Origin of the sequence: Desulfofundulus thermosubterraneus DSM 16057 (assembly GCF_900142025.1) — a bacterium.
GTDB lineage: Bacteria > Bacillota > Desulfotomaculia > Desulfotomaculales > Desulfovirgulaceae > Desulfofundulus > Desulfofundulus thermosubterraneus.
This window is the reverse complement of the sequence record NZ_FQZM01000047.1, coordinates 16,465-27,179: the sequence shown is the minus strand read 5'-3', so window position 1 is coordinate 27,179 and position 10,715 is coordinate 16,465. Positions and strand designations below refer to the sequence as shown.

The 10,715-nt window shown below is 51.8% G+C and carries 8 protein-coding genes; all 8 read right to left on the bottom strand.

What is annotated here, in order from left to right:
- Window positions 1–295: 295 nt before the first annotated feature.
- The 8 genes from BUA65_RS15130 to sat all read right to left on the bottom strand — a co-directional run bounded on the left by BUA65_RS15130 (window position 296) and on the right by sat (window position 10,624).
- On the bottom strand, window positions 296–1,432 hold the full coding sequence (locus tag BUA65_RS15130) for a 4Fe-4S dicluster domain-containing protein (protein ID WP_242656351.1): 1,137 nt from the start codon (window positions 1,430–1,432) through the stop codon (window positions 296–298).
- Between the two features lie 9 nt (window positions 1,433–1,441).
- Entirely contained in the window at window positions 1,442–2,617 is a 1,176-nt protein-coding gene (locus BUA65_RS15125; RefSeq protein WP_072870909.1) for a (Fe-S)-binding protein, read from the bottom strand.
- A gap of 417 nt (window positions 2,618–3,034) precedes the next feature.
- Window positions 3,035–5,245 (bottom strand): hydrogenase iron-sulfur subunit, encoded by a 2,211-nt coding sequence (locus tag BUA65_RS15120; protein ID WP_072870919.1) that lies wholly within the window; start codon window positions 5,243–5,245, stop codon window positions 3,035–3,037.
- 6 nt (window positions 5,246–5,251) lie between these two features.
- Window positions 5,252–6,493, bottom strand: a complete 1,242-nt coding sequence (locus tag BUA65_RS15115; protein ID WP_072870907.1) for a CoB--CoM heterodisulfide reductase iron-sulfur subunit A family protein — start codon at window positions 6,491–6,493, stop codon at window positions 5,252–5,254.
- A gap of 110 nt (window positions 6,494–6,603) precedes the next feature.
- Window positions 6,604–8,487 (bottom strand): adenylyl-sulfate reductase subunit alpha, encoded by a 1,884-nt coding sequence (aprA, locus tag BUA65_RS15110; protein WP_072870906.1) that lies wholly within the window; start codon window positions 8,485–8,487, stop codon window positions 6,604–6,606.
- A 21-nt stretch (window positions 8,488–8,508) separates the two neighbouring features.
- Entirely contained in the window at window positions 8,509–8,949 is a 441-nt protein-coding gene (aprB, locus tag BUA65_RS15105; protein ID WP_013822175.1) for an adenylyl-sulfate reductase subunit beta, read from the bottom strand.
- A 105-nt stretch (window positions 8,950–9,054) separates the two neighbouring features.
- Complete coding sequence (locus BUA65_RS15100) at window positions 9,055–9,345, bottom strand: DUF6955 family protein (RefSeq protein ID WP_072870904.1); 291 nt, start codon at window positions 9,343–9,345, stop codon at window positions 9,055–9,057.
- A gap of 16 nt (window positions 9,346–9,361) precedes the next feature.
- Complete coding sequence (gene sat, locus BUA65_RS15095) at window positions 9,362–10,624, bottom strand: sulfate adenylyltransferase (protein WP_072870903.1); 1,263 nt, start codon at window positions 10,622–10,624, stop codon at window positions 9,362–9,364.
- Window positions 10,625–10,715 lie beyond the last annotated feature (91 nt).

Sequence of the window (10,715 nt, the reverse complement as noted above, 5' to 3'; positions counted from 1 at the left end):
ACTCATCTTGTATTCGGCTATTCGGGTTTCCCATAGCGCTTCCCGTTCGGCTTTGGTCATAAGAAAAAATCCTCCTCATCGAGCTTTTATCTGAGGAAGATTATCCCTTAAACTTGGGTATTATGCCAAGGTGGGTTGTATTTGACGCTTACCCAAATATGTGCAGAATCAATCTCTACGGAAGTACCTGGATCCAGTGAGTACTGGGCATGCAAATAGTACTTTCAGGACGGTACGTAAAAAAAAGGACCCTTTTTCCCAGGGCCCTTTTTTTGTTTACTGCTGTTTTATTAATTTAGCCGCTAACTTCAGCCTGGGATGCTTCACCCCTGGTTTGCTGCATTTCTAGAGCCCTTTCCTTTAAACGCACGAAGTAAAGGGCGAAGGGCCGGTAGGCCAGGTGAGACCACTTGGTAAAGGGGACCTCCAAACCCAGAAGAGGCACCGTGAAAGCCAGGTGCAGGGCAAAGGTATGATAGGTCGGCACAGGCATGCCCAGTTCCATGAAAATACGCATGAGCAACCCCGTGAAAACTGTAAACCAGAGCAGGATCAAGAACATCCAGTCGGTGGAATGGGAATACTGGTGAATTGGCTCTTTCTTGCTTAAGCGCCCGATAATGGCTTCAGTAGTGGCATACAGCATGGCAATGGAGGCGTAACTCCAGAGCAGCTTGCCCGGGTGCCACCACATGGGCGGTTCGTTGGTCAAAGACCATCTGGTAACAACGTCGATGTTTACCAGCATGAAAGCCACAAAGTAACCGCTCATGATGAGGAAGTGCCTCAACCAACGCGACTTATTTTTGCAGAGGCGCATCCTCGCCTGCGTAGCAAAATGCAGAATAAGAGTGCCCAGTTCCTGGATGTATACGGATAACGGAATACCGGCCGCATGGGGACCCATGACAAGCCTGTACATTCGGTAGACATTGGAAAGCAATAAAAAGGCCAGGACCGCACCAAAAACGTAACCTACAGGGTGAACAATGTGTGCGGGGGCGAATGTCTCCAGCTCCACCCTCTCGGTAACCATTTCGCCACTGAAACTGTAGACAACGGCCAGGGTAGCAAAGAAGAGAAGACCCACCGAAAACACTTTCCATGCCATGGACGTGTAAAGCTTCCGTGAAAGACCAGTCCAGTCGTAAACAGACGTCAGGTACCGCCGCAATGCCATCATCAACTCGCCAGGGTCGGCCTTTCTCGGACAGTTTTTCTGGCAGTCTCCACAATAATAACAAAGCCACGGCTCTACGGAATGCTTGATCTTATCCTCCAGGCCCAACTGAACGTACCGCATAAACCTGCGCGGAAACTGCTGGTCATCCGATGCCAGGGAGCAAACAGCCGTACAGGTTCCGCAACTAAAGCACTGGGAGACAGTTTTAGCCCCGAACTTCTGGAGTTTCTTCGCAAAATGAGGGTTCACCTTTATCAATTAGCTCTCCCTCCCCATCGACGCACTCAGGAGCTCCGAAATTTCCATTACCTTGATTTTTTCCTGTTTATCTAAAGCCAGACAATCTGCTTCCAGCATGATCACACAGTAGGGGCAGGCCGTAGCGAGAATATCCGCTCCCCGCTCCTCGGCATCCAAAACCCTTAATTCTCCAAAACGTTCTCCCCTGGGTACCTCGGCCCATAACCGACCGCCGCCACCAGCACAGCAAAGACTTCTTTCCTTTGCCCGGCTCAGCTCGATAAGTTCTGCACCTGGAATGGCTTTGAGCAAAGTGCGCGGTGCTTCAAAGATTTCGTTGTGGCGCCCGAGGTAACAGGGATCGTGGTAAGCCACTTTTCGATCCAGCGGGACGGTAAGGGGAAGCTTGCCCTCCTGCATCAAATCCGCCAGCACCTGGGTGTAGTGCATCACTTCAAACTCCCCACCTAATTCGGGGTATTCATTCTTAAAGGTATACAGGCAATGGGGGGAAGTAGTGATGATCTTTTTAACTCCCTTTTCCTTAAAAAGCTTAATATTAGACTCGGCTAGTTTTCGGAATAGCTCCTCATCACCGATCTTGCGGACCGTTTCGCCGCAGCAACTTTCCTCCACGCCAATGACACCAAAATTTACCCCCCCCTTTTTTAATAGACCCGCCACGCTCCGGGCGATCTTTTGACTGCGGGGATCATAGCAGGAAGTACAGCAGACAAAGAGCAGATATTCAGTATCCGGCTTAAAAGCAGGTACTTCCATTCCTTGCAGCCAGTCCATGCGCTTCTCCCGGGGCCCGGACCAGGGGTTGCCGTTGGCATGCAGGCTTCCTACCACGGACCTCACGGGAGCCGGCACGAACCCGGCCTCGACGGTGGTACTCCGCATGGAACGCACATTTTCAATTATCTTTACCTGCCTGGGGCAATTCCGTTGACAGGTGCCGCAGGTGGTGCAGGCAAAAAGTACATCCTCCTCATCGAAGCCTTCCAAACCAAGCTGTGCCAAGCGTTGCATTTTGCGAATGTAAAAAACTTCACTCGTATGACCAGAAACCAGCCGCCACGGGCACAGGGCAGAACAGAGCCCACAACTCATGCAATGATCCAGTGTTTGCGCTCCGGCTGCTACAAGATATTCTTTCATCTCTAAAGATATCTCTTTTGGTTCCATCATCTTTAAACCCCTTTGGCAATGGTTTTATTCGAAAAGGCTTGCTAAAGGTTAAACACCGGAGGCGATACTTTGCAGCTTCGCCCGCTGCCTTGCATTTGCCGGCAACAGATACAGCGCGGTTGCCCGCCGGCATCTGTTGACCGGAGGGCAACCGGCGAGAGGGATTTTGCGCCCCCTCCCTGTATTCCTACGAAGAAGTAGCAGGACCAATCCTACATTAAATACTAATTTGACGAACCAAAACAGGATCATAAAAAAGAGCCTTTTCTGTGAGCCAACCTCCCTTACGGTACGGAAGGGGCTTCCTGCTTCATCGAGAGCCTCATAACCCGGCTTCTCAGTCGTAACTTCGAGCAGTCCCCGCCTTAACCGCCTTTCATCCCCTGCCTTACGGCAGGGGACTTCCCGGCGGGAAAGTTAAAAACCTTTATACGGGTTGGGACCGACTTCCTCCAGTCTGCTGGCAAAGTCCTCGATAATTTGAGGGATGCGGTCGTAATCCATAATGCTGACCTGCTCCATCCGCACCCGGTCGGATTCCAGTGCCAGGCGGTTCAGGGTTTCTGAGATCTTGGACAGGCGGTAGCTGGCCAGTTCACTGCCCTTAACGAAATGGCACTGGTAGTCGTCGCCGTGTTTGCAACCCAGGAGCAGAATGCCGTCAATCCCCTTGGACAGGGCATCGGCAATCCAGATGAGGTTCATGGAGCCAAGGCATCTAACCGGAATGATCCGTACCCACGGGCTGATGGTCAAGCGATTGATGCCGGCCATATCCAGGGCCGGATAGGCATCGTTTTCACAGGCAAAGACAAGGATTCTCGGTTTTTCCTCGTCCTCTTCCGGCACCTCAATAGCCTTCACCATACCACCAATCATGGGTACCGAGTAGTTCTTGAAGGAAATGATCCGCTCCGGACAGGCACCCATGCAGGTACCACAACGCCGGCACCGGGTGGGATTGGGTAGCGGATTGGCCTTTTCATCCTCGTTAATGGCACCAAAAGGACACTCAACGGTACACCGCTTGCACTGGGTGCATCTTTGCATGAAGAATTCCGGATAGGAGAGATCCCACACCCGCGGGTGCACTGCTGAACCTTGCGCCGTCAGTTCAATGCACTGGATAGCTTTGAGGGCAGCTCCGGTAGCATCCTTGATGGTTGAGGGAATATCCATAGGCGCCCGCACGCTGCCGGCAGCGTAAATGCCTGTCCGGCGTGTTTCATAGGGGAAGCAGATAAAGTGCGAATCCGCAAAGCCGTATTTTAAAGTTGGTACTTCTGGACCCTGCCGGTACTCCAGGTTCAAGATATTCGACTTAATGATTTCATCCGCCGGCGGCTCGGATTCTTTCCCCTGCTCATCTGCCTGCACGATGAGCCTTTCCCCAATGGCAGTAGTAGGCACCATGCCGGTCGCCAGAACCACCAGGTCAACGGGTTCCGTTCTAATCCGGTCCCCTACCAGAACGTCATCGAATTCAACAACCAGGTTTCCGCCGTCTTCTTCAATGCCCGCAACTTCCCCTCTAAAGAAGAGGGCTCCTTCTTTTTGTACCCGCTGGTACAGGAACTCGTAGTTGCCCGCGGCCCGCATATCTTTATAGAAAATGTAGACCGTGGCTTCGGGATCCTTTTCCTTCACATAAAGTGCCTGTTTTAAGGATTCAGTACAGCAAATGGCCGAACAGTAGGGCAAATGCTCTTTGTCCCGGGAGCCGGCACAAAGAATGAAAGCAACGCTCTTTACTTCCTTGCCGTCGGAAGGACGTTTAAATTCGCCCCTGGCGGCCATTTCTTCAAACATCTCGCCGGTAATCACGTTGGGGTACTGTCCAAAACCGAGATGACTCAACTTGGTGGCATCGTAGGCCACCGCCCCGGTAGCCAGGACGATAGAACCTACCCTTTCGGTAGCCAGGTTGCCGTTTTGCTTGATTTGTACGTCAAACATACCCGGGGCGCCAGAAATCTTTTCAATTTGCGCGCCTTTATAAACAGTAATATTGGAATTTCCTTCCACTTCCTTGATTAGCTGGGAGATACCAACATCTTCAAGTTCGCTATAAGGCGGCTTTGAGCCAACCTGCTTGTATAGCCTGGTAACCCAGCCGCCCAGGGACGGATTCTTTTCCACCAGCACAGTTTTATACCCGGCCCGGGTAGCTTCTGCTGCAGCCGTCAAACCGGCCAGGCCTCCGCCAACAACCAGGACGGTTTTGGACAGGTTTTCCGCCTGGAAAGGTTCCGGCAGGGACGATTGCTGGGCCTTGACAATACCCATACGCAGGCTGTCTTCTGCTAGCATTTGGGTATCTTCATCGTTGGCCGGATGGCACCAAACGCACTGCTCCCTTAAGTTAACCCTTTCCATGATGGCGTTGGGGAAACTAAAAACATCGTAATTTACCCGCATGGAGCAGGCCGCAATAACGATGGTGTTGACCCCTTCCCCTTCCATGTCCTGCTTAATCAGCTCAACGCCCTCCGCACCGCAGAGAAAGGGGTGGGACTTACAAACCGGTACTTTGTATTCTTTGGTCGCTACCTTTGAGAGAGCATCAATATCCAGGGCATCCCCAATACCACAACCAGTGCAGATATAAACCGCCAGCTTTTTGTCCACCGTCATTTACCTCCCCACCGTCGATTGAATAGCCTTGAGGGCAGCGGCAGTCGCATCCTCGACACAGGAAGCCACATCCATCGGCCTGCTCACGCAGCCGGCGCTATATATACCAGGCGCGCCACCGACCGCAAAGCCATTCTCATCGTAAACTAAATCCGCAGGTGCTTTGGCCTCTCTTGTGGCCGGCGCCATTCCGGTCGCCAGAACAACCAGGTCGAATTTCTCCTTCATTAACTTCTGGGTCTCCTGGTCTTCCACTACCACGGTCAAATCCTTGGTCGCCGGGTCTTCGGTAATGTCGCCGGCCTTTCCTTTAACTAAATGAATATTCGGATTATCTTTTACTTTCGCGTAAAATTCCTCAAATTTACCCAGCGCCCGGACATCAATGAAATAAATGTAAACTTGAGCATTGGGGTTTTGATCGATGACATAGGTTGCTTGCTTTAAAGATGCGAGGCAACAAACACCGGAACAATAGGGCAGGTGGTTTTCATCCCGGGATCCGGCACATTGCACAAAAGCCACCCGTTCCACCGGTTTGCCGTCGGAGGGGCGCAGGATCTTCCCCTGGGTGGGACCATTGGAAGCGGCCAGCCTTTCCAGCATCACGTTGGTAATGACATTTTCATACTGGCCAAAGCCGTAATATCCAATCTTGGAGGCATCATACGGGTTCCAGCCGGTAGCCCAGATAATGGAACCAACCCTTAAAGTCATCTCCTTGGGCTCCATATTCAAATCGACGGCATTAACCGGGCATACCTCGACACACTTATTGCACTTCGAGCAGGCCTCGGCATCAATAACATACTTCATGGGGAAGGCAAAAAGGTGTGGTAAATAAATGGCCCTGGTTTTATCCAGACCGTAGTTGAAGTTATTCTTTCTTTCCTCCGGGCATACCTCTACACACTTGCCACAAGCGGTACAATTCTCATTGACATAACGGGGGTGGATTTTTACTTTAACCTCAAAATCCCCTTCCTGACCGGAAACTCCCGTAACCTCGGCCAGAGTTAGGAAACGGATTCTGGGATTGCTCTTAATCCTGCGGAAGTTGATCTCCAAACCGCAGTTCGGGGGGCAAAGTTTGGGAAAATATTGATTCATCTGGGCCACTCTGCCGCCAAGGTAAGGGTTTTTCTCAATAATAAAGACTTCATAACCTACCTCTGAAGCCTCAATAGCAGCAGTTAACCCGCTTATTCCCCCTCCAACCACCAGGATGCTCTTATTACCCATATCTCATCACCGTCGCAAGTTAGTTTTTGAATAATAAGGGTTAAGCCGTGGCCGCGAACAGCCACGGCTCTTATCATATGCAGACAGGTAGCCGTTAATAAGGCTATTGGTTAGTCAACAATAGAGATGACGGGCCGCTTGAAGACTTCCCACTGCCCGGTGTTGCGATCCCAGCGGCAGTTGACGAAGCACTTCCAGTTCTCTTCGTCCAGGTTCGGGAAGTCCGCCCTGATATAGTAGCCGGGCCACCTGGTTTCTTCGCGGAACAGCACGCTCCTGATGTGGGCCTCGGCCTGCCACATCCTGTGGACGTTCTCCCAGCACCGCATGAGTTCATGCAGGCTTTCGGCAGCCAGTTTCTCCGAGTCCTCCTTCAGCATTGCCAGCAACTCCAGGCCTCTTTCGAGCAGGTACTTGTTGGTGGTGAAGGACTTGGATACACCGCCGGCATACTCGTCCATAATCTTCTGCAGGCGGAACATGAACTGCTTCGGACGGATGTAGTTCGGGTTAACATCCGGATCGGTGGTCATGCCCTTATATTGCTCAAAGGTGTCCAGAGGCTTCAGAACCCTAGCCTTCAGTTCTTCAACATAAGCCGCATCCACCTTGGGTTCCTCGTTGTTCTCCACAATGAACCGAATAGCAGACTTGGCTGCAATCCGCCCCTCGGTGAAGGAACCGGAGGAGAACTTGTGGCTGGAAGCACCGGAAGCGTCGCCAGCACAGAACAGGCCCTTGACAGTGGACATGTTGGTGTAGCCCCACTGATACTCGGCCGGGGCAATGTCCTCGGGACCGCTGACCCAGGCGCCGGAAGCACCGGAGTGCGAACCGATGAAGTAAGGCTCGCAGGCGGCAATCTCAGAGGGCTTCTCTTCGGGGAAGGTGTTGGTAGCCGCCCACAGCAGAGCCTGGGAAATGGTCATGTCGAGGAAGTCTTCCCAAGCTTCGGCTTCTAGTTCCTTAAGCTTCTTCTTGCGCTGCTTCTCGTCGGGCATTTCCTCGGCCAGGCGCTGAATGGCTTCCTCAGTTCTCATGTAGATGGGGCCCTTGCCGGCTCTTTCGTCAATAAGACCTAGGTGGTTCCGCAGGTTGGCGGGGATAGGCTTGGTCAGGCCGTAAGGAGCGTACTGCTCCAGCACATCCGGGTGGGTCTTCATGTAGTCCTCGCCCAGGGCGTTGGTGGCCACGGACTTGAAGAGCAGGAACCAGGCACCCACCGGACCGTAGGCATCCTTGAAGCGCACAGGAATGAAGCGCACTTCCTGACAGGTCATTTCGGCGCCGGCTTTCAGGGTGAAGTAGGCGCTGGAACCGGTGTTGAAAGGAGGATACCAGGAGCGGCCGAGACCCTCGCCGGTGGAACGAGGCCGGAATACGTGCACGGCACCACCCATACCCACCAGAACGGCCTTTGCTTTGAATACATAGAACTTATTCTCGCGGACGCTGAAACCGACGGCACCAACGCAGCGGTCGCCATCCATCAAGGGCTCCACGATGAACACGCGCTCGTAGATGTTATCGGGACCGAGGGCATTCAGGGCGTTCTTCGCAGCTTCAGCAACGATAATCTTGTAGGACTCACCGTTGATCATGATCTGCCAGCGGCCTTCATGGACGTATTTGCCGTTCTCGTCTTTCCAGATGGGCAGGCCCCACTTTTCAAACAGGTGCACGGTGGAGTCAACGTGGCGGGCGATGCTGTAAACCAGGTCCTCCCTGGTAATGCCCATGAGGTCCTGTCTGACATAACGGACGTAGTCCTCAACGGTGTTGTCGCCGGCAGCCTGGCCGATGTAAAGGTTAATAGCGGACAGACCCATGGCCACGGCACCACTACGATCCATAGCGGCTTTATCCACCAGGGTGACTTTGAGGCCGTGCTTCTTGGCCCAGTAGGCAGCTTCCACGGCGGCACCGCAAGCGGACATACCACCACCAATTATCAATAGATCAGTACTGACTTCTACGGTTTCAAAATTTGCCATTTGCCTAACCTCCTCTTCTATTTATTTCTTCAGGGTCGGAACTTCGCAGCCCAGGGAACCGGGTTCAGTAAACAGCACATAGCTCTTCAGGTCGTCAGTGCCGGTCTCGAAGCCAGCATCGGGTACGATGGAACCTTCCGGCGTGGTCCGGATGGGGAACTTGAAGCGCTTAATGGTGCCGTTCCGGAACTTGATGGTCCACATAATGTCTTCTGAACCTCTTAAAGGAATGGTGCTGGCACCCATGGGAACAAAGTCGGCGTAACCCCTCAAGTCCATGGCCTGCTGCGGGCAAATCTTAACGCAGCATGCACACTCCCAGCACATTTGAGGATCCCGGTTGTACGCCTTCATTCTTTCTTTGTCCAGGACCATCAGGTCGTTAGGACAAATGTACATGCATGCGGTTTTGTCCTGCCCTTTGCAGCCGTCACATTTTTCAGCGATTACATAACTTGGCATAAACTCTAACCTCCTCATAAATTTTTAATTGCATTAGGCACGCTGGGTAGAAAGCTCCCCTCCCTCTTCCCGCTACCCACCTCCCCTTCTAGCTGGTCATTTATTTTAGTAATTTTTGAGGAAATCATCCATTACGTCTATGCTTTGCTTTTCAACCACCAAGTCAAAGATCTTGTCTTTTACTTCTCTGGGCAGCAACTCGATGCTCTTAGTGGTGGCAGAGTCGTATTTAGCCGTGGGGAAGACTTTCAATACTTTGTCCTTTTGCTCCTCGGTGCAGGGGACCTTAATCACCTTCAGACCGGCCAGTGCCTCTTCCGCCATGTTGGCCAAGCCGGCTTTTTGCAGCTTCTCATACCTCTCCTCGTTGATCCAGATATTAATGGTAATGGACATCTCGCCACCTCCTAAACTAGTACTTCATATCGGGAAGGCTAAAAACGGGGTTCCGCTCCTTCAAGTACTTGTCTGTAACAAAAGCAGAACCAAAGCCGTACTTTTCCGCGCATTCCATGATGAGGTCAAATACTTCGGGTCTGAAGATTAGGCGAGGTGGCTTCACACCATCTTGGATGATGCTCCTGATCAAAGTACCGCTGAAGTTTTGACTGTGTTCCTTGTGACCACACAGCCCGGAATAGGTTACCTCACCGCAAATGGGGCAGTACCACCAGGCAAGCACACGAATTGGCTTAATGTTCAATGCACCTTCGGGGATCTGGTCAAATATTCTGTGGGCATCGTACGGGTCATAATAGGTACCCACCCCAGCATGGTCCCGGCCAAACATGTGGTGGGTCAAACCGAGGTTGGATCTCAAAATGGCGTGGAAAACGGCTTCTTTGGGACCGGCATAGCGCATATCCCAGAGGGTAATGGAAGTCAAGTGTACGTCTTCTCTGAAGTAGCCCGCTTTGCGCAACACATCGTGGCACAAAACGATGGCCTCGTCGATGTAATCACCTTTTCTTTTCTCACCGATAATGGCATTGACCAGCACGCCGGTGAGGGTCTTCTCCACGGGCAGTTCACCGTGAGTAGACAACCAAGCGCCCTTCATGAGCCATTCGTGTCCGGTGTGGGGTACGTTTCTGGTTTGATGGGCTACGATTCTCTGCCAGCCTTTTTCGGCAAACTTCTGCCTCAGCTGTTTCGGAGTGAAGAAGAATTCATCAAAAGGAGGGTTAATCTTGGGCGGGTTGACAAGGGTAATCTTTCCACCGATAAATTTATCCTTGTAGTTATACGTCCTGGCAACACCGGGGTGTTTGTCCTCCGTTGTACCGTAGACCTTCTGGGCCATCTCTTGTTTGTCATAGGTAAAAATCTCTTCTACTTCAAGGATGGCCATCGGCTTATCCTGGTAGGTCAGTAGCAGCTTATCGCCTTCCTTAATGCCTTTCTCGTTGATTTCTTCGGTGGAAATGTCAAAGACAATGGGGATAGGCCATAGCACACCATTGGCTAGCTTCATTTCGTTGCAAACGCCTTCTACGTCTGCTCTGGTCATAAATCCTTCCAGAGGCGTGAAAAATCCGTAAGCAATATCAATAATTTCCCTTGCTATTTGCCCACGGATAGGTACCGGAGTTAAACCTTTAATTGCCTCAGCAGCTTTTTCAGGTTCTAAAACCCTTTCCACAATTTCTTTGCCGCCATGGCCAATATAGGTCATTTCCCTTCTCCTTCCTTAAAAGATTGTGGTTGTAACTATAGTCTTCACCTCGTTTAATGAACCTCCCTTTTGACTATCCCCTCCCCTTCCC

Excerpts from the sequence above, each read along its gene's own strand:
- BUA65_RS15125 (WP_072870909.1), bottom strand. The coding sequence starts at position 2,617 with ATGATGGAACCAAAAGAGATATCTTTAGAGATGAAAGAATATCTTGTA.
- BUA65_RS15115 (WP_072870907.1), bottom strand. The coding sequence starts at position 6,493 with ATGGGTAATAAGAGCATCCTGGTGGTTGGAGGGGGAATAAGCGGGTTA.
- aprA (WP_072870906.1), bottom strand. The coding sequence starts at position 8,487 with ATGGCAAATTTTGAAACCGTAGAAGTCAGTACTGATCTATTGATAATT.
- aprB (WP_013822175.1), bottom strand. The coding sequence starts at position 8,949 with ATGCCAAGTTATGTAATCGCTGAAAAATGTGACGGCTGCAAAGGGCAG.
- BUA65_RS15100 (WP_072870904.1), bottom strand. The coding sequence starts at position 9,345 with ATGTCCATTACCATTAATATCTGGATCAACGAGGAGAGGTATGAGAAG.
- sat (WP_072870903.1), bottom strand. The coding sequence starts at position 10,624 with ATGACCTATATTGGCCATGGCGGCAAAGAAATTGTGGAAAGGGTTTTA.